This is a genomic window from Streptomyces sp. NBC_01351 (genome assembly GCF_036237315.1).
In the GTDB taxonomy this organism is placed as follows: domain Bacteria; phylum Actinomycetota; class Actinomycetes; order Streptomycetales; family Streptomycetaceae; genus Streptomyces.
This window is the reverse complement of the sequence record NZ_CP108356.1, coordinates 1,647,211-1,669,629: the sequence shown is the minus strand read 5'-3', so window position 1 is coordinate 1,669,629 and position 22,419 is coordinate 1,647,211. Positions and strand designations below refer to the sequence as shown.

At 70.8% G+C, this 22,419-nt stretch carries 20 protein-coding genes and 3 pseudogenes; 11 read left to right on the top strand and 12 right to left on the bottom strand.

Annotated elements, in window-relative coordinates; all coding sequences use genetic code 11:
- Positions 1-1,079: 1,079 nt before the first annotated feature.
- Both OG625_RS07755 and OG625_RS07750 read right to left on the bottom strand, forming a co-directional pair.
- Positions 1,080-3,857, bottom strand: coding sequence for a SpoIIE family protein phosphatase (locus tag OG625_RS07755; protein ID WP_443067683.1), 2,778 nt, complete (start codon positions 3,855-3,857; stop codon positions 1,080-1,082).
- Between the two features lie 51 nt (positions 3,858-3,908).
- A complete protein-coding gene (locus OG625_RS07750; protein WP_329377647.1) occupies positions 3,909-5,498 on the bottom strand; it encodes a helix-turn-helix domain-containing protein in 1,590 nt (529 codons plus the stop codon).
- A 225-nt stretch (positions 5,499-5,723) separates the two neighbouring features.
- Here OG625_RS07750 and OG625_RS07745 point away from each other — a divergent pair, with 225 nt between their 5' ends.
- The 3 genes and pseudogenes from OG625_RS07745 to OG625_RS07735 all read left to right on the top strand — a co-directional run bounded on the left by OG625_RS07745 (position 5,724) and on the right by OG625_RS07735 (position 9,724).
- Positions 5,724-7,220: a sodium:solute symporter gene (locus tag OG625_RS07745; RefSeq protein ID WP_329377645.1), complete on the top strand. Its 1,497-nt coding sequence runs from the start codon at positions 5,724-5,726 to the stop codon at positions 7,218-7,220.
- Between the two features lie 18 nt (positions 7,221-7,238).
- Positions 7,239-8,015 (top strand): annotated as a pseudogene (locus OG625_RS07740) (class II aldolase/adducin family protein); the annotation flags it as partial.
- Positions 8,016-8,077: 62 nt separating this feature from the next.
- Entirely contained in the window at positions 8,078-9,724 is a 1,647-nt protein-coding gene (locus OG625_RS07735) for a thiamine pyrophosphate-binding protein (protein WP_329377644.1), read from the top strand.
- A 195-nt stretch (positions 9,725-9,919) separates the two neighbouring features.
- Here OG625_RS07735 and trxA read toward each other — a convergent pair whose 3' ends face one another.
- Genes trxA through OG625_RS07715 form a run of 4 tightly spaced genes read right to left on the bottom strand, consistent with a single transcriptional unit; the run spans position 9,920 to position 12,381 of the window.
- Positions 9,920-10,246, bottom strand: coding sequence for a thioredoxin (gene trxA / locus OG625_RS07730; protein WP_329377642.1), 327 nt, complete (start codon positions 10,244-10,246; stop codon positions 9,920-9,922).
- Between the two features lie 30 nt (positions 10,247-10,276).
- Positions 10,277-11,275 carry a thioredoxin-disulfide reductase gene (gene trxB / locus OG625_RS07725; protein WP_329377640.1) on the bottom strand — a complete coding sequence of 333 codons (999 nt, stop codon included), beginning with the start codon at positions 11,273-11,275 and terminating at the stop codon, positions 10,277-10,279.
- A gap of 4 nt (positions 11,276-11,279) precedes the next feature.
- A complete protein-coding gene (locus OG625_RS07720) occupies positions 11,280-11,699 on the bottom strand; it encodes an arsenate reductase ArsC (protein WP_329377638.1) in 420 nt (139 codons plus the stop codon).
- Positions 11,700-11,748: 49 nt separating this feature from the next.
- The gene (locus OG625_RS07715; protein WP_329377636.1) at positions 11,749-12,381 is read right to left on the bottom strand and encodes an arsenate-mycothiol transferase ArsC; all 633 of its coding nucleotides are present in this window, start codon (positions 12,379-12,381) and stop codon (positions 11,749-11,751) included.
- Between the two features lie 76 nt (positions 12,382-12,457).
- Here OG625_RS07715 and OG625_RS07710 point away from each other — a divergent pair, with 76 nt between their 5' ends.
- From OG625_RS07710 to OG625_RS07700, 3 genes are read left to right on the top strand one after another with little or no spacing between them, the layout of a single operon-like run.
- Positions 12,458-12,772 (top strand): ArsR/SmtB family transcription factor, encoded by a 315-nt coding sequence (locus tag OG625_RS07710; protein ID WP_329377634.1) that lies wholly within the window; start codon positions 12,458-12,460, stop codon positions 12,770-12,772.
- A 41-nt stretch (positions 12,773-12,813) separates the two neighbouring features.
- A complete protein-coding gene (locus OG625_RS07705) occupies positions 12,814-13,608 on the top strand; it encodes an MIP/aquaporin family protein (protein WP_329377632.1) in 795 nt (264 codons plus the stop codon).
- Complete coding sequence (locus tag OG625_RS07700) at positions 13,605-14,666, top strand: ArsO family NAD(P)H-dependent flavin-containing monooxygenase (protein WP_329377630.1); 1,062 nt, start codon at positions 13,605-13,607, stop codon at positions 14,664-14,666. Before OG625_RS07705 ends, OG625_RS07700 begins: the two co-directional genes overlap by 4 nt.
- 73 nt (positions 14,667-14,739) lie before the next feature.
- Here the strand turns inward: OG625_RS07700 and OG625_RS07695 are convergent, their stop codons facing one another.
- Entirely contained in the window at positions 14,740-14,979 is a 240-nt protein-coding gene (locus OG625_RS07695) for a hypothetical protein (RefSeq protein WP_329390506.1), read from the bottom strand.
- 90 nt (positions 14,980-15,069) lie between these two features.
- Positions 15,070-15,321 (bottom strand): annotated as a pseudogene (locus OG625_RS41405) (hypothetical protein); the annotation flags it as partial.
- Between the two features lie 311 nt (positions 15,322-15,632).
- Between OG625_RS41405 and OG625_RS07685 the strand changes: the two are divergent.
- On the top strand, positions 15,633-16,457 hold the full coding sequence (locus OG625_RS07685; RefSeq protein ID WP_329377629.1) for a sulfite exporter TauE/SafE family protein: 825 nt from the start codon (positions 15,633-15,635) through the stop codon (positions 16,455-16,457).
- 35 nt (positions 16,458-16,492) lie between these two features.
- On the opposite strand, the gene OG625_RS41400 is transcribed toward OG625_RS07685, so the two are convergent.
- Together OG625_RS41400 and OG625_RS41395 are read right to left on the bottom strand one after the other, a co-directional pair.
- A complete protein-coding gene (locus OG625_RS41400; protein WP_443067872.1) occupies positions 16,493-16,687 on the bottom strand; it encodes a MerR family DNA-binding protein in 195 nt (64 codons plus the stop codon).
- Between the two features lie 107 nt (positions 16,688-16,794).
- Positions 16,795-16,890, bottom strand: a pseudogene (locus OG625_RS41395) (MerR family DNA-binding transcriptional regulator); the annotation flags it as partial.
- Between the two features lie 84 nt (positions 16,891-16,974).
- Between OG625_RS41395 and OG625_RS07675 the strand changes: the two are divergent.
- Both OG625_RS07675 and OG625_RS07670 read left to right on the top strand, forming a co-directional pair.
- Positions 16,975-17,958 carry an alkylmercury lyase family protein gene (locus OG625_RS07675; RefSeq protein ID WP_329377627.1) on the top strand — a complete coding sequence of 328 codons (984 nt, stop codon included), beginning with the start codon at positions 16,975-16,977 and terminating at the stop codon, positions 17,956-17,958.
- Positions 17,959-18,049: 91 nt separating this feature from the next.
- Positions 18,050-18,598: a DinB family protein gene (locus tag OG625_RS07670; RefSeq protein WP_329377625.1), complete on the top strand. Its 549-nt coding sequence runs from the start codon at positions 18,050-18,052 to the stop codon at positions 18,596-18,598.
- Here the strand turns inward: OG625_RS07670 and OG625_RS07665 are convergent.
- Both OG625_RS07665 and OG625_RS07660 read right to left on the bottom strand, forming a co-directional pair.
- On the bottom strand, positions 18,591-19,085 hold the full coding sequence (locus tag OG625_RS07665; protein ID WP_329377623.1) for a GNAT family N-acetyltransferase: 495 nt from the start codon (positions 19,083-19,085) through the stop codon (positions 18,591-18,593). The two genes, OG625_RS07670 and OG625_RS07665, sit on opposite strands and share 8 nt — an antisense overlap.
- A complete protein-coding gene (locus OG625_RS07660) occupies positions 19,082-19,447 on the bottom strand; it encodes an ArsR/SmtB family transcription factor (RefSeq protein WP_329377621.1) in 366 nt (121 codons plus the stop codon). The genes OG625_RS07665 and OG625_RS07660 overlap by 4 nt, the downstream gene beginning before the upstream one ends.
- Before the next feature lie 115 nt (positions 19,448-19,562).
- Between OG625_RS07660 and OG625_RS07655 the strand changes: the two genes are divergently transcribed.
- Both OG625_RS07655 and OG625_RS07650 read left to right on the top strand, forming a co-directional pair.
- Positions 19,563-20,921 (top strand): NAD(P)-binding domain-containing protein, encoded by a 1,359-nt coding sequence (locus OG625_RS07655; RefSeq protein WP_329377619.1) that lies wholly within the window; start codon positions 19,563-19,565, stop codon positions 20,919-20,921.
- A 5-nt stretch (positions 20,922-20,926) separates the two neighbouring features.
- Positions 20,927-22,201: an MFS transporter gene (locus tag OG625_RS07650; RefSeq protein ID WP_443067682.1), complete on the top strand. Its 1,275-nt coding sequence runs from the start codon at positions 20,927-20,929 to the stop codon at positions 22,199-22,201.
- The last annotated feature ends 218 nt before the right edge of the window (positions 22,202-22,419 follow it).

Below are 22,419 nucleotides of genomic sequence, written 5' to 3'. Positions count from 1 at the left end.
TGTTCGTCATCCGAGACGCGGCTTCTCTCCCACCCCTCTCCGGTAGGTGGGTCGATCGGTTACCCCGTGACCTGCGTTTTTACTGCTTACTTGGAGGTAATCGGTCCCGTGGGGTACGAGCTGGGCGTGCAGGCGCGGCATGTGACCCCAGCGCCTTCACCAACTCCGTGTGTTGGATGCCGACACTCGCGAGCAGGACCGTGGGCCGCAGCAGGCTGCTTCTTCCGACAGCGAGCGGACCCACGGCAAGGCGTCGGCGCGTCTGTGCCCGTGTGCGTGCAGTCGGTAGTCCCCGACGGGCGAACACGGCATCAGGCGTGCGAGAAGTCCAGCCAGTCCCAGAATGAAAGGGCTGCTCAGACGGTCGACCTTGCGCCGCTCCCGGATCTGGGGCCGGAGGCAGCCAGGTATCGGCAGCGGGTGGAGGAGCGGGAACCGAGGACCCGGGGCCATCGCACGGACGCAGGAGGCGGACGCCTCATCCGCCAGTGAAGCGGCCCGCAGGGCGGTTGCCTTCCGTAGCGGTGGCCGGTGTGAGAATCCAGAATCCAAGGTCAGCCGGACGATGTCACCGATGTCGGGGATCCCAGATAGGAGGTGGACCACGTCCAGGAGTTGGGGGCGCGGCGGCCGTAGCATCCGGGGTAGATGATCGCCCTGCGCCCGAACTGCCACGCGATCTCGCCACGCCGAGTAGGTTGCATGTGGAGGCGACGTCCTCCAAGCGTGTCGGCAGTGGTGTGTCTGCGAGTGAGGTCAGCTCGTAGCGGTTGGGGATCAGGACATCGACGCGTTTGAGTAGGGTGGCGGGCAGCGGTTGAGCGGGTGCCGGGTTGAGGACGAACAAGGCGTCGCCCGCGATTTCGGCGGAGGCCTCGACTGCTGTGAGGCGAGGCCATCGCAGGCCCCGTCCTCGCACGGGTACTGCTCACCGGCGAACCGCTGGGGGACACCCTGGTCCCGCGCCTGGTCGACCTGATCCTCGACGGCGCGCGCCTGACTCGTGGTAGCACCCAGCTGATCCGTAGAGTCGGGTCGCCCCGGGTGGCAGAGGCGGTGGGTGTGCCGTCCTCAAGTGGTCACAAGGCCTCGTCGTCCCATTGGTCGAGGAGGTGTTCGACCATGTCGGCTCCTGGTCCTTCTTGGTTGTCGTGGAGCGACTGCTCGGTCCAGATCACCTTGCCGCGTGGGGTGTAGCGAGTGCCCCAGCGTTCGGCGAACTGGGCGACGAGGAACAGGCCGCGGCCTCCCTCGTCCGTGGTGGCCGCGCGCCGCATGTGCGGGGAGGTGCTGCTGCCGTCGGAGACCTCGCAGATCAGGCTGCGATCGTCGTCGTGCAGCATGCGGACGCGGATGGGCTGGGTGCCGTAGCGGATGGCGTTGGTGATCAGCTCGCTGAGGATCAGCTCGGTGGCGTACCCGATTTCCTCCAACCCCCATGCAGTCAGAGTGCGTCCGCAAGCGGAGCGGACCGGAGCCACGGCCGCGGGGTCGGAAGGGACCTCCCACTCGGCGACCCGGGCGGGGTCCATCAGCCGGGTGCAGGCCACCAGCAGGGCGACGTCGTCGTCGGGGTGGGCGGGCAGCACGGTGTCGAGGACTGCGGCGCACGTTTCGTCCGGCGTACGGTCCGCACCCGCGGCCAAGGCCACGCGCAGCAACTCCAGGCCCGTATCGATGTCGCGGTCACGGTCCTCGACCAGTCCGTCGGTGAAGAGCACGAGTCGTGAGCCCTCGGGCAAGAGAAGTTCGGCGCTCTCCACGGGCAGGCTGCCGCCCACGCCCAAGGGCGGGGAGAGGGGTACGTCCGGGAATGAAACGGTGCCGTCGGGGAGGACCAGCGCGGGACCGGGATGGCCGGCCCGGGCGATGCTGACCCGGCCGGCGACCGGGTCGTAGACGGCGTACAGGCAGGTGGCTCCCGCGAGCCCCGGGCCGACGCCGCCGGCTGCCTCGTCGCTGTCGATCTGGCTCACCAGTTCGTCCAGGTGCACCAGGAGGTCGTCGGGAGGCAGGTCGAGCGCGGAGAAGTTGTGCACCGCGGTGCGCAGGCGGCCCATGGTGGCGGCCGCGTGCAGCCCGTGGCCCACGACGTCGCCCACGACCAGCGCCACCCTGGCGCCGGGCAGCGGGATAACGTCGAACCAGTCCCCGCCCACCCCGGCCTGCGCGGGCAGATAGCGGTATGCGACATCGAGCGCGGAATGTTCGGGCACCCCCTGTGGCAGGAGGCTGCGCTGCAGGGCGACCGCCACGGCGTGCTCGCGGGTGTACCTGCGGGCGTTGTCGATGGCCAGCGCCGCGCGGCCGACCAACTCCTCGGCGATCGACACGTCCTCCTGCTCGAAGGGTTCGGGCTTCTCGGAGCGCCAGAAGCTCGCGACGCCCATGAGGACGCCCCGCGCGCGCAAGGGGATGACGATCATCGAGTGGATGCCGTGGTCGATGATCTTCCGGGCGATGGCGGGATCCTGTTCGCGCCACTTGGTCGAGCCGGGCAGGTCCGCCTCCAGCACCGGCTCCATGGTGCCGAAGCCGATCGCCTGCGGGGCGGTGGCCACGAAGTCGATCACCTTGCCGACCTCGTACAGGGGGTGGTCGTGCCGGATGCCGGTGACGGCCGTACGTCGAAGGGTCGTCCCCGTCGGCTCCTCTCCCTGGAGGATCGGAGCGACCAGATCGACACTGGCGAAGTCGGCGAAGCGGGGGACCGAGAACCGGGTCAGCTCCTCGGCCGTCCTCACGACGTCAAGGGTGGTGCCGATCTCGGTCATCGCGTCGTAGAGCAGTTTCAGCCGTCGCTGGGCCACGGCGGCCTCGCCGGCGACGATCCGCAGTTCGGTAGTGTCGCGCAGCGTCACCACGCTCCCGGGCGGGCCGCCGTACGGCTCGGTGGGCCGCACGTTCACCGCCAGCAGCCAGTCGCCCGCGGTATGCACCTCGTCGGTCGCCTCCCGGCCGGCGAGCAGCAGTTCGGCCAGTGGCGGAGGCAGGCCCAGGTCCGGGACCTGGCGTCCCTCCGCGTCCCCGGTCAGGTCCAGCAGCCGCCGTGCCTCGTCGTTGGCCAGTACGAGGCGTCCGTCGCCCCCGACGATGAGCACCCCCTCGCGCGCCGCGTGGAGCACGGCATCGTGGTGCTCGTACATCCGCCTCAGTTCGGCCGGCTCCAGACCGTGGGTCTGGCGCCGCAGTCGCCGGCTTACGAGGGCCGAGCCGGCCGTCGCCAGTAGCAGGGCGCCGGCTGCGGCGACGAACAGGAGCGGCAGCTGGTGCGCGACCCGTTCGTTCACGCTTTCGACGCTGATTCCGACGGCCACCAGTCCGACGACCGTCCCGTCGGCGTCGATGACGGGGACCGTGGTGTCCACGGCCTGGCCGAACGGTGTGACGAAGGTGCTTGTGTACGGCTCGCCTGCGAGTCCGTGCTCGAAGGTGCCGGTGACGTGTTTCCCGATCAGGTTGGGGTCGGGGTGGGTCCAGCGTGTCCCGGCCGGGCTGAACGCGACTACGTAGTCGACTCCGGACTTCTTCCGGGCCTGCTCCGCCCGCGGCTGAAGCAGTGCGGTCGGGTCGTCGGACTTCATGGCCGTCAGCGTCTCGGGCGCGCTCGCGAAGGTCTGGGCGCCCACGAACGAGCGATGGCGGGCATCCTCCATGACCCCGGCTTGAGCCTGCAGCACCTGCGCCACCACGGCTGCTGCAACGAGCAGCACCACGATCGCGAGCTGCAGTGCGAACACCTGGCTCGCGACACTGCGCACCCTCAGCGGGAACCGGCGACGCTGCCCCTCGGTGGGCGGTGGCGCCTCGGGGTCGACAGGGTCCCCCCGTGCCCCGAACAGGCCGGTAAGCCTCATAACGCTCTATTTCTAGCACCGGCCGCGGCCCGAGGCGACTGCTCGCTTGCCTCAGTCCTGCTGTCGTTCGCCGGGCAGCCAGTGGAGGGCGAACCAGAGCTCCATCCGGACGTCGGGGTCCTGGACGTCGGTCTCCAGGAGGTCGGCCACGCGGCCGATGCGGTGGCGCACCGTATTGCGGTGCACCTGGAGTGCGGTGGCGGTCTGGTCCCAGCTGCAGTGCAGTGCGAGCCAGGTGCGCAGCGTCTCCAGCAGCACGGCGGGGCCGGGCTGTGCGGCAGTGTCCAGCGGGGCGAAGCGGGCGCGGGCGAGGGCCCTGGCATCGGCGGCGTTGACGATGCCGTGCACGCTCTGCTCCTCGGCACGGTGGTGCACGACCGGCTCACCGGTGGCGAGGGCGCGCCGCAGTGCGCGCTCGGCCTGCGTGTCGGCGGTCGGCAGGTCGACAGTGGCCGAGGGCGAGCTGAGGCCGAGCGTCCAGCCCAGCCGGGCGGCGGCCTCGGCGTCGATCGAGGGTGCGCCCGGGACCAGGGCACGCAGCGCGTCGCCGTCCAGGTCGAGGTAGGAGGTGCTCAGCGCGGTGCCAAGTGCTGCGAGCTGTACGGGGTCGCCGCCGACGGGCACGCTCGAGCCGGCCTCCGGCCCGCCGCGGTGGCCGTGGACGACGACCCAGCGACCGCCGGGCGGCGCGTCGGCAGGGAGGAGGGCGGGGGCGACGTCCGCGGGTGACGCTCCGAGCATCAGCCGGACCAGCGCGCCGGCGCCGGCGCTGTCCGTGCCGAGGGCGTGGCGGGGGCTGGTGAGCAGGGAGAGCAGGACGGTGGCCACGCCGGTCGCCGCGCGGTGCACGACCGTGGGCGGCGTGGTGGCGGCGATCCCGACCACGAGCGGCCCGGTGCTGCCTTCCCTGCCGGGGAGCGTGTGCACGGTGAGCCGGCTGCCCGCGTGGTGCTCGGCCGCGGCGGTCGGCGGCTGGGTGCGTCCCGCCCTGGCGAGCCGTGATCGGGACATCGTGCGTACGGCCAGATCGAGCATCTGCTGCCGGACGGCCGGGGCGGGCCGGGGGCCGGCGCTGAACAGGTCACGGCCCTGCGCGTCGATCAGCACGGTCCAGGCGCCGAGGTGGGAGGAGAGCTGGTGAAGGACGGCGGGCATCGCATCGGGGCGGGCCGCGGCGGAGGCCAGGGCGGACTGCGCCTGGGAGATGTGCCGCAGGTCGCGAGTGCTGGCCTCGGCGATCGCCCCGTAGAGGGAGCGGCCGATGGCGACGAACGGTGTGGTGACCGGGACGCGCAGCAGGGGAAGGGAGTGCCGCTCGCAGGCTGTGACCAGGTCCGGCGGCACCTCGTCGTAGACCGGGGCCACGCCGAAGCCCAGCGCGGCCGCTCCCGCGCCGACCACGCCGCGTACGTAGGCGTCGATGCCTTCGGGGGTCTGCGGAAGGCGCACGCCGGCCGTGAGGAGCAGTTCGCCGCCGATCAGGTACGGAGCGGGGTCCTCGACCTCGGTGGTCCCGGCGGTTCCGATCAGCCGGTCGTCGACGGGGCCCGCGATCTGTTCCAGACCCAATTCGGGGTCGGCGAGCAGCGTGGCGAGGGGGAGGGCGGGGGAGCCGGGCGCGGGATCGTGGGGAGTGGTCATGATGCGCTGTCCGTCCATTGGATGGTTCATCCATTCTGCCCCATCACATTGGATGAAACCTGCTCTTCTCTGGAGTCCGCAACCGGAATAGCGTCTCTCTCATCCCCGATCCACCAGCTCTGATGCCGCCACCTCACCCCGTGGTCGGCCGTCGCTGTCCCCCTTTTCGGAAATCATCGGGCGGCCACCTCCCCCTCGCGGCCGCACCCCATCGGAGGACCCCTCATGGCGATCGACTACGTAGTGATGATCGGATACCTGCTGGGTATCGTCGGCGTCGGATGGTGGGGCAAGAGACGCGCCTCGTCCAAGAGCGACTTCCTCGTCGCCGGGCGGCGTCTCGGCCCCCTCATGTACACGGGCACCATGGCGGCCGTCGTCCTCGGCGGCGCCTCCACCATCGGCGGCGTGCGCCTCGGCTACACCTACGGGATCTCCGGTGCCTGGATGGTCTTCGCCATCGGCCTGGGCCTGCTCGCCCTGAGCATCTTCTTCTCCGCCCGCATCGCCCGGCTCAAGGTCTACACCGTCGCCGACATGCTCTCGCTGCGCTACGGCGACGCCGCCAGCGTCATCTCGGGCCTGGTGATGTGGGTTTACACCCTGATGCTGGTCGTCACCTCCACCATCGCCTACGCCACCGTCTTCGACGTACTGTTCGACGTGCCGCGCTGGGCGGCCGTGGTGATCGGCGGCTCCATCGTGGTCGGCTACTCGGCCATGGGCGGCATGTGGTCCATCACCCTCACCGACATGGTGCAGTTCGTGGTGAAGAGCATCGGCGTACTCGTCCTGCTCCTGCCGATCGCCGTGGTCAAGGCGGGCGGCTTCGCGGAGATGAAGGACAAACTCCCGGACAGCTACTTCTCCTTCACCTCGATCGGCGGGGAGACCATCCTCACCTTCGTGCTGATCTACACCTTCGGCATGCTGATCGGCCAGGACATCTGGCAGCGCGTCTTCACCGCCCGCACCGACAAGGTCGCCTCCTACGGCGGCACCGCGGCCGGCGTGTACTGCCTGGTCTACGCCCTGGCCGGCGCCTTCATCGGCATGGCGGCCAAGACCCTCTACCCGACGCTGGAAAGCGCGGACAGCGCCTTCGCCACCGTCGTCAAGAACCTGCTGCCCACCGGCGTCAAGGGCCTGGTCCTCGCCGCGGCGCTCTCGGCGATGATGTCCACTGCCAGTGGCGCCCTGATCGCCTCGGCGACGGTGGCCAACAATGACATCTGGGCGCGGCTGCGCACCCTCGGCGGACGCCCGGCCCGGGAACTGGCCGACGACCACGACGAGGTCCGCTCCAACCGCGTGACGATCGTGGCCCTGGGCGTCATCTCGATCGTCATCGCCTGCCTGCTCGACGACGTCCTCGCGGCCCTGACCGTCGCCTACAACCTGCTGGTCGGCGGCCTCCTGGTACCGATCCTGGGCGGCCTGCTGTGGCGGCGCGGCAACATCCAGGGCGCGCTCGCCGCCATGACGACCGGCGGCCTCACCGTCATCGTCCTGATGGCCACCAAGGGCGTCCTGGCCAACGAGCCCATCTACTACGGCCTCGCCGTCAGCCTCGTCGCCTACCTGGTGGTCAGCCTGACCACCCGGCCCACGGACGCCGGGATCCTGGAACAGTGGCGCCACCGTCTGGCCGGTCAGAACACCGCACACAACGACGAGCCCATCGCCACCGCAGTCGCCGCCACCGCGATCGCCGAACGCTGACCGCTCAGCGACCGACCGCCGACTGCTGACCGGACGGACTACCCCGTGAACGCCACCGAACTCGACCTGCGCCGCGAACTCGCCGCCGTCTACCGCTTGGTCGCGCACTTCAAGATGACGGACCTGATCTTCACCCACATCTCGGCCCGCCTCCCGGGCCCCGAACAGCACTTCCTCATCAACCCCTACGGTCTGCTCTTCGAGGAGATCACCGCATCCGACCTGGTGAAGATCGACCTGTCCGGAAACGCGGTGGAGCCGAGTCCCCACCCGGTGAATCCGGCCGGCTTCGTCATCCACAGCGCGATCCACAGTGCCCGAGAGGACGCCCACTGCGTCCTGCACACCCACACCCGGGCGGGCTGCGCCGTCGCCGCCCAGGAGGGCGGGCTGCTACCGCTGAATCAGATGTCGATGGAGTTCCACAACCGGCTGGGCTACCACGACTACGAAGGCGTCGCCCTCAACCTCGACGAGCAGCAGCGCCTGGTCGCCGACCTGGGCGGCCACCCCGCGATGATCCTGCGCAACCACGGCCTGCTGACCGTCGGAACGAGCCCCGCGCAGGCCTTCCTGCGCATGCACTACCTGGAGAACGCCTGCCAGATCCAGACCACGGCCATGGCGGGCGGAGCTCCGCTCCTGATCCCCGCCCCCGAGGTCTGCGAACTGACCGCCCGCCAACTCTCCGGGGACGAGCACGGCTCCGACTTCCAGGACGACAAGGCGTACGACCTGGCCTGGGCCGCCCTGCTCCGCCTCGTCGAACGCATCGCCCCCGACTACGCCCACTGAGAGGCGCTGATGAATACCGCAACACGCGCCCGGATGGCCAAGACCCTTGCTGGGGGAGTCCGGTGAACCACGTCCGCAACGGCGGCGATCTCGTCGTCGAATCACTCACCGCACTCGGCGCCGACTGCGTCTTCGGCCTCCCCGGCCAGCACGCCCTGGGCCTCTTCGACGCGCTGCGCCGCTCCCCACTGCGCTACGTGGGCCTGCGGGTCGAGAACAACGCCGGCTTCGCCGCCGACGGCTACGCCCGCACCGCCGAAACCGTCGCGCCCCTGTTCCTGTCCACCGGACCGGGCGCCCTCACCTCGCTCGCCGCGCTCCAGGAGGCCGCGGCCGCCTCCGTCCCGGTGCTCGCCGTCTCCAGCCAGATCCCCTCGGCCGGACTCGGCGGCCGCCGTCGCGGCTACCTCCACGAACTCACCGACCAGCAAGCCAGCTTCCGCGACATCGTGAAATCCGTACACACCGCGCGCACCGCCTCGCAGATCCCCTCCGCCCTGGCCGCCGCATGGCAGTCCGCTCTCACCGTGCCGTACGGCCCGGTCTGGGTGGAGATCCCCCAAGACGTACTCCTGGCCCCCACCACCGTCCCTCCGGTGACCGGCCTGCGAGCCGAGCCACGCCCCCTGGACCCCCGGCCCGAGCTGATCGCCGAGGCGGCCCTGCTCCTGGCGCAGGCCGAGCGGCCCGTCATCCTGGCGGGCGGCGGAGTGGTGCGCTCGGGCGCCACCGCCGAACTCCTCCTGCTCGCCGAACTGCTGCGCGCCCCCGTGGCCTCCACCTACGGCGCGAAGGGCGCCTTCCCCTGGGAGCACCCGCTCTCCCTCCAATCCTGGCTGGAGGACCGCCACACCACCGACCTGCTCGAAGACGCCGACGTCCTACTGGTGGTCGGCTCCGGACTCGGTGAACTCTCCAGCAACTACCACACCTTCGCCCCACGCGGCCGGCTGATCCAGATCGAAGCGGACCTCGGCAAGCTGGAGTCCAACCATCCCGCCTTCGGCATCCACGCCGACGCCCGACTCTCCCTGGCCGCCCTGTACAACTCCATCCCGGCTAGGCAACCGGACGGCCGAGCCGAGGAGGCAGCGGCCGGCCTCCTCAAACGGATCCGGGCCCGACTCGACGAGCAGGACCTGGAACCGGAACGCGAACTGCTGGCCGCCCTGCGACGCGCCCTGCCCGACGACTCCCCGGTCTTCTTCGACATGACGATCCTCGGCTACTGGGCCTGGTCCGCATTCGACGCCCGCCGACCGAACACCATGCACTCCGCCCAGGGCGCCGGCGGCCTCGGCTACGGATTCCCCGCGGCGCTCGGGGCGGCGGTCGCCGCCCCGGACCGCCCGGTGCTCGCTGTCTCCGGGGACGGCGGGGCGGTGTACTCGATAGCCGAACTCGCCACCGCCGCCCAACTCGGCCTGAACGTCACCTGGCTGATCGTCGACGACGGCGGCTACGGCATCCTGCGCGAGTACATGACCGACACCTTCGGCGGGGCCACCGCAACCGAACTCACCCGCCCGGACTTCGTCCGCCTCGCCGAATCCTTTGGTGTCCCGGCCACACTGACCAGCCCGCCCGACCTGGAACACGACCTCGCAGCAGCCCTGGCAACCCCCGGCCCGAGCGTCGTGGTCCTCCCCGCCCTGCTCCGCATGTTCGCCCCCACCCACCTCGACGAAGCCCGGGGAAGTGGCCTGTAGGACTGACGAAGACCGCCAGACGGGCTCGTTGCGGCGGACGGAAGGAGCTGGCCGATGCCGGGGCTGACTCGTCGTTATGGCCGGCGGACCGAGCGCCTACGGTCGACGCTGGCACTGTCGGTCTCGCGCTCGCCGCTCGGGCGGGGGCCCGCAGGCGTGCCGATCACCGCTCGCGCTCAGGCCAACGCCGTCGACTCAGGCTTTCAGTAGGTGGCGCAGTTCGCGTTCGATGGCGGCCTTGGGCTTGGCACCCACGATGGTCTTGGTGACCCTGCCGCCGACGAAGACGTTCATCGTGGGGATGGACATGACGCCGTATGCGGCGGCCGTTTCCGGGTTCTCGTCGATGTTCAGCTTGACGATTTTGATCTTCTTGCCGTGTTCGGCGGCGATGGCTTCGAGCGACGGGGTGAGCTGGCGGCAGGGGCCGCACCAGGCTGCCCAGAAGTCGACGAGTACGGGCTTGTCGCTCTGGAGGACGTCCTCGATGAAGGATGCGTCGGTCACGCTCTTGAGGGCCACGGTGCGGCCTCCTCTCGTGTGTGGTGGCGGTCAGCGCGCGTCGGCGAGGGCGGCGAGGTACCGCTCTGCGTCGAGGGCGGCGAGGTACCGCTCTGCGTCGAGGGCTGCGGCGCAGCCGGTGCCAGCGGCGGTGATGGCCTGGCGGTAGGTGTGGTCGACGACGTCGCCCGCGCCGAAGACGCCGGGGAGGCTGGTGCGCGTGGACGGGGAGTGGACCTTGAGGTAGCCCTCGGCGTCCAGGTCGAGCTGTTCGGTGAAGAGCTCGGTGCGCGGGTCGTGGCCGATGGCGATGAAGAGGCCGGTCACGTCGAGGTGTTGGGTCTCTTCGGTGATCACGTTGCGGACGGTGAGGCCGGAGAGCATGCCGTCCTTGTCGTCCAGTTCGGTGATCTCGCTGTCGAAGAGGAAGGAGATCTTGTCGTCCGAGAAGGCGCGGTTCTGCATGACCTGGGAGGCGCGCAGGGTGGAGCGGCGGTGGACGATGGTGACCGAGCGGGCGAAGCGGGTGAGGAAGGTGGCTTCCTCCATGGCGGTGTCGCCGCCGCCGACCACGACGATGTCGCGGTCGCGGAAGAAGAACCCGTCGCAGGTGGCGCACCAGGACACGCCTCGGCCGGACAGTTCCTCCTCCTTCGGGAGGTTGAGCTTGCGGTAGCCGGAGCCCGTCGCGATGATCACCGCCTTCGCGCGGTGGACGGTGCCCTCGGAGTCGGTGACTTCCTTGACGGTGCCGGTCAGGTCGACGGAGACGATGTCGTCGTCGATCATCTCGGCGCCGAACTTCTCCGCCTGGGCCCGCATGTTGGTCATGAGGTCCGGGCCGTCGACGCCGTCCGGGAAACCGGGGAAGTTCTCGACCTCGGTGGTCGTGGTCAGTGAGCCGCCGACGAAGATCGAGCTGCCGAACAGCAGGGGCTTCAGCTGGGCGCGGGCCGTGTAGAGGGCTGCGGTGTATCCGGCGGGGCCGGAGCCGATGATGATGACGTTGCGTATGCCGTCGTCAGCGCCGGTGGTGGTCGCGTCGGTCATGGAGTCAGACCTGCTTCTTGGCGTCGATCTCGGCGATCAGGCCCTCGATGAGGCCCTTGATCTCGTCGCGGATGGGGCGGACGGCCTCGACGCCCTGGCCGGCGGGGTCTTCGAGCTGCCAGTCGAGGTAGGTCTTGCCGGGGAAGTACGGGCAGGCGTCGCCGCAGCCCATGGTGATGATGTAGTCGGATGCCTGGGCGGCCTCGGGGGTGAGGACCTTCGGCTTCTGGTCGGAGATGTCGATGTCCAGCTCGGCCATGGCGGCGACGGCGGAGGGGTTGATCCGGTCGCCGGGCACGGAGCCGGCGGAGCGGACCTCTACGCGGTCGCCGGCGAGGTGGCGGAGGAACCCGGCCGCCATCTGGGAGCGGCCCGCGTTGTGGATGCAGACGAACAGGACGGAGGCGGCAGGAGCGGAGGACATCTGTTCTTCCTTGGGGTGAGGGGACTGCGGTGGGGATGCGGGACGAGCTTTACAGTGCGAGCTGGGTGAGGAGCTCGGTGATGTGGGCGTCGATGGCGTCGCGGATGTCGCGGACGATGGCGATCGGCGCTCCGTCCGGGTCGGCGACGGGCCAGTCGAGGTAGCGGCGGTCTGGCACGACGGGGCAGGCGTCGCCGCAGCCCATCGTGATCACGATGTCGGCGGCCTCGACGACTTCCGAGGTCAGCGGTTTGGGGTAGGCGTCGGTGAGGTCCGCGCCGGCCTCGGTGAGGGCCTGGGCGATGTGCGGCTCGACCTCGTCGGCGGGGTGGGTGCCCGCGGAGGAGACGGTGACGCGCTCGCCTGCTCGGTGGGTGAGGAGGGCTGCGGCCATCTGGGAGCGGCCGGCGTTCTGGCTGCACACGAACAGGACCCGCGTCCGGCCGCCGCTCGTCAGCCCCTGGGTGTGGGCGAGGGCGTCCAGGCGCTCGGCGGTCAGCCGCTCCGCCAGCACGACGAGGTGCGTACGGATCCGGGCGTGCTCGGCGAGACGGGTGTAGGAGTCGGCGAGCAGGCCGAGGACGGTTTCCGGCGCGAAGTGGCCGGCGTACCGGGTGGCGAGACGGGCTGCCCCCGTGGCCAGGCGTTCGTCCGGCAGGAGGGGCGAGGAGGGCGTGGGCATGGCGATCCTGTTCAAAGGAGCCAATAGGGTCAGCTCGGGCTGGTGTCAGCCCCAACTGATGTGACAGTATCAGCCCATGATGACGTCAGTCGACACTGAACTGATCCGAGTCCTGGCAGACCCCCTCAGGCTTCAGATCGTGACCCTGCTCTCCCGCGAGACGCTGTGCACCACGCACCTCGTGGAGGAGACCGGTGCCAAGCAGACCAACCTCTCCAACCACCTGAAGGTGCTCAGAGAGGCCGGGGTCGTGGAGACCGAACCGTGCGGCCGCTTCATCTACTACAGACTCCGCCCGGAAGTCATCGAGGCCATCGCCGGTCAGTTCGCCGGCCTCGCGCAGACCGCGCGTGCCACTTCCGAAGCGAACATCAAGCGGTCCTGCCCATAACCCGCTTGGTTTCCCCCTCACCTGCCCGAGGAGAACCTGTCTTGACCGCCACCGAGCCCGTCGCCGCCGCACCCGCAGCGGACACCGCGATACCCGCCGACGCGCCCCAGCCCATACCCGGCGCGACTCCGCCCGCCGCTCCGCTGGTGGCCCGCGCCGCCGCCGAACTCGTCGGGACGGCCGCACTGGTCGCGGTCGTCGTCGGGTCCGGCATCCAGGCAACGAAGCTCACCCAGGACGTGGCCCTGCAACTGCTGGCCAACTCCACCGCCACCGTCTTCGGCCTCGGCGTCCTGATCGCCCTCCTCGGCCCGGTCTCCGGCGCCCACTTCAACCCGGTCGTCAGCCTCGCCGAGTGGTGGACCGGCCGCCGCAGCGGCGCGGGCGTCACTGCTAGTGAGCTCGCCGTCTACGTTCCTGCCCAGATCGTCGGCGCCATCGCGGGCGCGATCCTGGCCGACGCGATGTTCGGCGAGCCCCTGGTGAAGTGGGCCACGCACGACCGCTCCGCCGGGAACCTGCTGCTCGGCGAGGTCGTGGCCACCGCCGGCCTGATCCTGCTGATCTTCGGGCTGGCGCGGACGGACCGCCTGCGCTTCGCGCCCGTAGCCGTGGCCTCGTACATCGGTGCCGCGTACTGGTTCACCTCCTCCACCTCCTTCGCCAACCCGGCCGTCACCATCGGCCGCGCCTTCACCGACACCTTCGCGGGCATCGCCCCCGCCTCCGTACCGGCCTTCGTGGGCGTACAGCTCGTGGGTGCGGTCGTGGGCCTGGCCCTGGTCGCGGTCATCTTCATGCGCGGCAAGACGGACAGCGGGTCGCCCGCGGCATGACACAGCACGCGGATGTGGTGGTGATCGGCGGCGGCCAGTCCGGACTCGCCGCCGGCTATCACCTGCGCCGCCTGGGCATCGAGCACGTCATCCTCGACGCCCAGGCGGCGCCGGGCGGAGCCTGGCAGCACACCTGGGACTCCCTCCACCTGTTCTCACCGGCCGCGTACTCCTCGCTGCCGGGCCGCTTCATGCCCGCGCAGGAGGGCGAGGTCTACCCGGACGCCGGGCACGTGGTCTCGTACCTCGCCGACTACGAGAAGCGGTACGAGCTCCCCGTGCGGCGGGGCGTGTGGGTCGACGCCGTCCACCGTGACGGTGACTTCCTGCGGGTGGAGACCGACTCCGGCGACTGGCGGGCCCGTACGGTCGTCAGCGCCACCGGAACCTGGACCCGCCCCTTCCTGCCCACCGTCCCCGGGCGGCGCGAGTTCCAGGGCCGCCAGCTCCACACCGTGCAGTACCGCAGCCCGGCCGAGTTCGCCGGGCAGCGTGTGATCGTCGTGGGCGGCGGGAACTCCGGGGCCCAGATCGCCGCCGATCTCGCGCCCGTCGCCGAGCTGACGTGGGTCACCCAGCGCCCGCCCCGCTACCTGCCTGACGACATCGATGGCAGGGCCCTCTTCGATGCCGCCACCGCCCGTCGCCAGGCGCTGGACGCGGGCCGCGACGACACGGGCGGTGTCGCCTCCCTCGGTGACATCGTGGCCGTGCCCCCGGTCCGGGCGGCCCGTGATGCCGGACTCCTGACCGCGAAGCCGATGTTCACCCGCCTCACCGCGACCGGTGTGGAATGGGCCGACGGCACCAGGACCGAGGCCGACGCGGTCATCTGGTGCACGGGCTTCCGGCCCGCCCTCGCCCACTTCGCCTCCCTGCGCCTGCGAGGTAGCCGCGGTCACATCGCCACCGTCGGCACCCGTGCCGTCGACGAGCCCCGACTGCACCTGCTCGGCTACGGCGACTGGACCGGCCCGGCCTCCGCCACCCTCATCGGCGTCGGCCGGCCGGCCCGCGACGCGGCCCGCGAGATCGCACAGCTGCTGGGCCACCGCTGACGCGCGGCACGGCAGAGGGCAGGACACCCCGACCGGTGCGCCGGTCGGGGTGTCCTGCCCTCGTGTAGGCCCGTCACCTGCCGGAGTGGTCGATCACGTTGCCGTTGGAGCAGTTGTTTGCGTGGTCACCGACCCAGTCACCGAGGACCGGTACGACGGCGACCTCCTGCATGCAGACGGCGGCGGCCGTGAAGTTCCAGTTGTTCGCCGCGTTCACGCCACCCCCGAAGTTGGAGTCGTTGTCGGCGTGGGCCACGGGAGCTGCGAGGGACAGAGCGAGCGCGGGCAGTACCGCGAACATGATCTTCTTCATGACGGGGGAACGACCAGGACCCGGATGAGGATGCGCCGACCTCCGGTGCGAACGCTCGATCACCGCAAAGACGCGCCACGTTTGCCGTACGAGGCCCATGGCGAGCAGGATCCATACCGCCAGGAAGCGGTCCAGGGTGGACAGCTTCCCCACGATCGAGGAGCCCTCGACTTCCGGTAGTCGCGCGGTGGGGCCGGGTTCGGTCGCGGTCATGAAGGGGCTCGTTTTCGGTTCGTGCGCGTGAAGGTAGGGAGGGGCGCGGGCAGGGCGCGCGCCGCACCGCCGCACGGGCTCGGCTGGCGACGGCAGCCGCAGGGCCGCGGGGCCGCACGCAGAACCGATCACATCAGCGTTGGCTGAAATCAGCCCGAACTGAGACTCTCGCGTCAGCCTAGCCTGATGCCACTCAAGGCTGACATCAGCACCGAATGGCCCAGCGTGCGGTTCGCACTCTCACCTGCGATGGTCGTCGCCGAGCGGCGGATTTCGTCGCTTCCTCCAACCTTGAGTCGGGCGCGGCCAGTGGGTCTGTGGGTGTGGATGAACATGCGGTGCCGCCCTTGCGCTCGGATGGTGCCGGGCCGCTACCTTCCTGGAGCGATGGGACGGGCGTGCGCGCCATCGGGCCCGCGCCTCGTGTGCGGGGAGAGGGCATGATCGAAGTGACGCAGGACAAGGGGCTGGTGCACGCCTCACGGCTGCGCTCGGCGCCGCTGGTGTTCGGGGCGGGTGCCCTGGTGGGTGTGTTGGGCGGGATGATCGGTCTGGGCGGCGCGGAGTTCCGGCTGCCGCTGCTGATCGGGATGTTCGGCTTCGCGGCCTTGTCGGCGGTCATCCTGAACAAGGCGATGAGCCTGGTCGTCGTGGTCACCGCTCTGCCCGCCCGGCTGGCCGCGGTCTCCTTCGGCGAGCTCGGTGCCCATTGGGCGATCGCGGTCAACCTGCTCGCCGGCAGCCTGCTCGGCGCCTGGGCGGGAGCCTCGTGGGCCGTGCGGATGAAGTCCGCCACCCTCTACAAGGTCCTCGCGATCCTCATGGTCGCCATGGCCGCGGCTCTCGTCGCCACCCACACCACCGCCGTCGGGTCGCTCGACCTGCCCGTCGCGGTGCAGCTGGTGGCCGGAGTCGCCGCCGGGTTCGGCATCGGCGTGGTCGCCGCGATCATGGGTGTCGCGGGCGGTGAGCTGCTGATTCCGACGATCGTGCTGCTGTACGGGGCGGACATCAAGCTGGCGGGAAGCCTGTCTCTGCTGGTGTCGCTGCCCACGATGCTGGTCGCGTTCGCCCGCTACAGCCGCGACGGCAGCTTCGCCGTCCTCGGCGCCAACGTCCGCTTCGCCGCGCTCATGGCGGGCGGCTCGATCACCGGGGCACTCCTCGGCGGCCTCCTCCTCGGCGTGATCCCCGACCTGGTCCTCATTCCCGCACTCGCGGTCATCCTGCTGATCTCGGCGGTCAAGGTCTCCCGCCACGACTGACCACGGTTTGACCGCCGCGGAGGGTCTTGCGCTGGTCAGGGCTGCCGGAGGATGGTGCAGATGTCGCCTTCCGGGCAGGACTCCGGATCCGTCTCGGCCGCTCTTCGGCCCAGGTCGGTCAGCAAGGCGCGGGTCCTGCGGAGTTCCGCCATGCGCTGCTCGATCTCGTCGAGGTGCGTGCTGATGAGCCGGGCGACGTGCCCGCAAGGGGCCTCGCCGCTGTCGCGCAGTTCGAGGACCGAGCGGATCTCGGCGAGGGTGAGGCCGGCGCCCTGTAATCGCGGATGAACGCCAGCCGGTTCACGGCCTCCGGCGCGTAGTCGCGGTACCCGGCCGCCGTACGGGGCGGGGCGGACAGGAGTCCGGCCTGCTCGTAGAAGCGGATGGTCTTGGCCGTCACGTGGCCGGCCGCCGCAAGGTCACCGATGCGCATGTCCCTCACGCTACGCCTTGACCTTCCAGCGCGCTGGAAGGTCTACGGTCGGGCGACAAGCCACGAATGGGGAGCACAGCGGAAATGCGGATCACCATCCTGACGGTGCCGGACTGCCCGAACGTACCCGTCGTCCGGGAGCGGATCGCCGCCGCGCTCGGCGGCCGGAGCGCCGAGGTGGAGGTCGTCGAAGTACGCGAGCAGGGAGAGGCCGCCCGCTGGGGCGTGACCGGCTCGCCGACCGTGCTGCTCGACGGGGCCGACCCGTTCGCGGTGGCGGGTGCTCCGCCGAGCGTGTCCTGCCGCCTCTACCGGGACGCAGACGGTCGGGTGGGCGGGGCGCCGAGCGTGGAGGACCTGCGCCAGGTGTTGTCCGGAGCGATTCTCGCCCGGGAGCCCGCCGGGGACCAGGACTGCTGCGAGACGGACTTGCTCGATCCGATCGGGCGGGCCGGCCGGGGCCGTCGGGCCCCGGCCGAGCGCGGTCTGCGCACTGTCCATCAGGCGGTGCTGCGGCACTTCGCCGCCGCAGGTGCGGCGCCGGAGGCATCGGTACTGGAGGCCGCTGCCGCCCTCGCCAGCCGGACCGCCGCCGACGTACTGGCCGAACTGGACCGCGAGGACTTCCTGACCCTCGACGGGACCGGGCGGATCCGGGCGGCGTACCCGTTCTCCGCAGTCCGGACCCGGCATCGCGTGCGGCTGCCCGGAAGCGTGGAGGTGTGGTCGATGTGCGCCGTCGACGCTCTGGGCATCTCTGCGATGCTCGGCGGCCAGGACGTACGGATCTCCTCCTCGGACCCGGTCAACGGCGAGCCGGTCACCGTCACCTTCACCGGCGGCACCGCACGATGGGAGCCGGCGGACGCCGTCGTGTTCATCGGCCGCCGCGCGGGCGCGGGCCCTGCTGCAACGGTGTGCTGCGACACCCTGAACTTCTTCACCGGACACGCCTCCGCCGAACAGTGGCGGCAAGCACACCCCGAGGTGCACGGCCAGGCCGTCGGCCAAGACCGGGCCGTCCAGATCGCCGAGCAGACCTTCGGCCCGCTCCTCCAGGACGACTGATCCGCCCCGCGCAGGTGAGACATAGCCCTGGAGCGGGAATCATCGAAACCCGGGGCGGAGCCCCCGGACCCCGACCGAGAGCCGGCAGGGCATGGCGAACCCGACCCCGATGGACCGGCAGGCCGTGTACGACGACTACGAGCGCGCCCGCGAGACCTTCCACCGCCTCCTCGACACCGCGTCGCCGGACGACCTCGCCCGGCCCACCAGCGGCACCAAGTGGACCAACGAGCAGCTGCTGTGGCACATGCTCTTCGGCTACATGGTCGTCCGGGCGCTGCTCGTCCTGGTACGCGTCTTCGGGCGCCTCCCCCGCAAGCTCGGCAAGGGGTTCGCGCGGGCACTGAACGCGGGCACCGCGCCCTTCGACCTGGTCAACTACCTGGGGCCGTGCGGGGCGGTGAAGGTGTACGGGCCGCGTCGCATGGGCGCCGCATTCGACCGTGTCACCGACTCCCTGCTGCGTCAGCTCGCGGCGGAGTCAGAAGCGGGCCTCGCGCGCGGCATGCACTACCCCGTCCGGTGGGACCCCTACTTCAAGGACTACATGACCCTCGCGGACATCTACCGCTACCCGACCCAGCACTTCGACTTCCACCACCACCAGCTCACGCTCGGCGGCGGGCGCGCGGTCAGCTGATGGCAGGGCTGCGCCGCTCCAGCAGCACCACGTCGCGCCACACCCCGCGGTGGAGGCCGATGCGCTCTCGGGTGCCGATGACTCGGAAGCCGGCCCGCTGGTGCAGCGCCAGGCTCGCGGTGTTCTCGGGGAAGATCCCGGACTGGATCGTCCAGACGCCCGCCGCCTCGGTCGAGGCGATCAGCGCGTCCAGGAGCGTGCGGGCGACACCGCGGCCCCGGGCGGCGGGGTGGACGTAGACGGAGTGCTCGACCACACCTGCGTAGGCGCACCGGTCCGAGACCTTCGAGGCCGCGACCCATCCGAGCAGCTTCCCGTCGAGGCCGACCGCGCCGAACCGGTGCTCGGACAGCCTTGCTGCGTCGAAAGCCGCCCAGGTGGGCGCCTCGGTCTCGAAGGTGGCGTTGCCCTCGTCGATCCCGGCTTGGTAGATCGCCAGGGCCTGGTCCGCGTGTGCCCAGGTGAGCGGCTCGACGCGCAGGCTCATACGGTTCCGGCCCGGGTCAGGATGGCGCCCATGGCGGTGAGCACTGCGGGCTCTACCCGGTAGTAGACCCAGGTTCCGCGCCGCTCGGAGGAGAGCAGGCCGGCGTCCTTGAGCTTCTTCAGGTGGTGGGAGACCGTCGGCTGGGAGACACCCACATCCGAGATGTCGCACACGCACGCCTCGCCGCCCTCGTGCGAGGCGACGGCCGAGAACAACCGCAGGCGCACCGGATCGCCCAGCGCCTTGAACATCACCGCGGTCCGCTCGGCCTCCTCGGCCGTCAGCGGGCGCTCCGACAGCGGTGGGCAGCACGGCGCGACGGCGTCCGGCTCCAGCAGGGGCAGCACCTTGGAAGGGGACATGTCTTCATCATCCCCAGAAATTAGATGGATGTCTATGTTGACGAACGTCGATGTGGGGTGTCAGTCTGGAGCCGTCAGGACATCGACAAACGTCGAAGTAATAGGGGAGTCCGTCGTGAACGCATCCAATGAAGCCCTGCCCGTCGTCGTGATCGGAGCCGGTCCGATCGGCCTCGCGGCCGCGGCCCGGCTCATCGAGCGGGACATCGAACCCCTCGTCCTGGAGGCGGGCCCCACCGCCGCCTCCGCGGTCCGCGCATGGGCTCACGTACGGCTCTTCTCCACCTGGGGCGAGGTCGTCGACCCGGCTGCCGAGAAGCTCCTCGCCCCCACCGGCTGGACCAAGCCCGACGCCGACACCTACCCCTCGGGCGGGGACTGGGCAGACCTCTACCTCCAGCCCCTCGCCGATGTCCTCGGCGACAAGGTCCGCTACGACGCGACCGTCACCGGCGTCTCCCGCACCGGCCGCGACCGCATCGTCGACGCCGACCGCGATGCCCAGCCCTACGTCATCCACTACACCGCCGCCGACGGCAGCGAGGCCCGCGTCTTCGCCCGCGCCGTCATCGACGCCTCCGGCACCTGGTCCACCCCCAGCCCGGCCGGCGGCAGCGGCCTCGCCGCTCTCGGGGAGCGCGCCGCGGCCGACCGCATCGCCTACCGCGTCCCGGACTTCAAGGACCTGGCCGCCCGCACCCGTTACGCCGGCAAGCGCACCGCCGTGATCGGCTCCGGGGCCTCCGCCTTCACCGCGCTTGCCTACCTCGCCGACCTCGCGAAGGACGAGCAGGGCACCCACGCCCTGTGGATCCTGCGCCGCGGTATCAGTGGTTCGACCTTCGGCGGTGGCGAAGCCGACCAGCTGCCCGCCCGCGGTGCCCTCGGCCTGGCGGCGAAGGCCGCCGTCGACGGTGGATACGCCGACGCCGTCACCGGCTTCCGTACCGAGACCGTCGAGCGCGACACCGACGGCCGCCTGGTCCTCGTCGGTGAAGACGGCCGCCGCCTCGACCCGGTCGACGAGGTCATCGTCCTCACCGGCTTCCGCCCTGACCTCACCTTCCTCGGCGAGCTCCGACTCGGCCTCGACGAACGCCTCCAGGCCCCCACCGCGCTCGCCCCGCTGATCGACCCCAACCAGCACTCCTGCGGCACCGTCTACCCCCACGGCGCGAGCGAGCTCTCGCACCCGGAGAAGGACGTCTACCTCGCCGGCATGAAGTCCTACGGCCGCGCCCCCACCTTCCTGGCCATGACCGGCTACGAGCAGGTCCGCTCCATCGCCGCCGCCCTCGCCGGCGATCGCGAAGCCGCAGAGCGTGTCGAGTTGACCCTCCCCGAGACCGGGGTCTGCGGCGGAGCCGGACTCTTCGACCAGCCCGCGGCAGCCGAGGAGACCAGTGGCGGAGGCTGCTGCGCCGCCCCGGCCACCCTCACCATCGGCGCCCCCGCCCCCTCCGGCGGCTGCTGACCGAGGTGACCAACACCAAGGCCGACGTGGCCGCGACCGGGACGGGGGTCCGGTCGCGGCCACGCGGCGTCCTCCCGGCCCTCTGCGCCACTCAGATCACGAGCTGGGGCATCGTCTACTACGCCTTCCCCGTCCTGCTCCCACGCCTGACGGCGGACACCGGCTGGTCCGCCAACGCTGCGACGGGCGCCTTCTCCCTGGCACTCATCGTCTCGGCCATGGCCGGCATCCCCATCGGCCGGACACTCGACCGCCGGGGCCCACGCGCCGTGATGACCACCGGATCCGTGATCGGCACTCTGGCCATCCTGCTGATCGCAGCCGCCCCGAACCTGCCTGTCTTCACCTGCGGTTGGATCCTCGCGGGCCTGGCCATGGCCGCAACCTTCTACCCGCCCGCCTTCGCCGCCCTCACTCGCTGGTGGGGGGCCGACCGGGTCCGGGCCCTGACGATCGTCACCCTCGCCGGCGGACTGGCCTCCACCGTCTTCGCTCCGCTGACCGCGACCCTGGCCGAACACCTCAGTTGGCGAGCCACCTACGCCGTGCTCGCCGTGATGCTCGCCGCCGTCACCATCCCCGCCCACGCTCTCGCCCTACGCGCCCCATGGCCACCGGCCGCACCCGCCCCGCCCTCAACCGACCGCACGCCGGTCACCCGCAGCCGCCCCTTCCTCCTCCTTGCCGTCGCCTTCACCCTCTCCGGCTTCGCCATGTACGCAGTCGTCATGGGCCTCATCCCACTCCTCACCGAACGCGGCGCCAGCACGACAACCGCCGCCTGGGCCCTCGGACTCGGCGGCGCCGGCCAAACCCTCGGCCGCACCCTCTACGCCAGCCTGTCCACCCGCACGTCCGTCACCACCCGCACCGTCACCCTGCTCACCCTGGGCGGTGCAACGACAGCGGCCCTCGCCCTGGTGCCTGGCCCGATGCCACTGCTGATCGCGCTCGCGGTCCTGGCTGGTGTTGTACGAGGCAACCTGACCCTGCTCCAGGCCACCGCCGTCACCGACCGCTGGGGCGCCACCCACTACGGCCGCCTCTCCGGACTTCTCGGCGCCCCGGCCCACATCGCGGGAGCACTGGCCCCCTGGGCCGGCGCCGCCCTCGCGGGCCCACTCGGCGGCTACCCCCACCTCTTCGCGACTCTGGCCGGACTCTCCGTAGTGGCCGCGTGCCTGGCCCTACTGGCGTCGAGAGAAGTCCGTACCCGACCGTTGTCCAGGTCGGTTCCGAGCAGGAAATCAGCGTGGGACTCGCGCACGCAGCGCCCGTAAGGCCCGCATACGTCGCGAAGTTGACGCTGTAAGGCTCCGGGCTGCGGAGACGGGGGTGCCGCCCAGGTTGGGCTCCGCCCGTGGCCTGCTGCGTGGTCACCTCAGACGCAGGTGTGAAGCCTTGGCGAGGTAACAGCTTGCGACAGGTCAGGGCGTTCTGACCCTGGGGGCTGTCCGGGACGACAAGAGCATGGAGGTCGCTGTCTGTGACGCGCCGC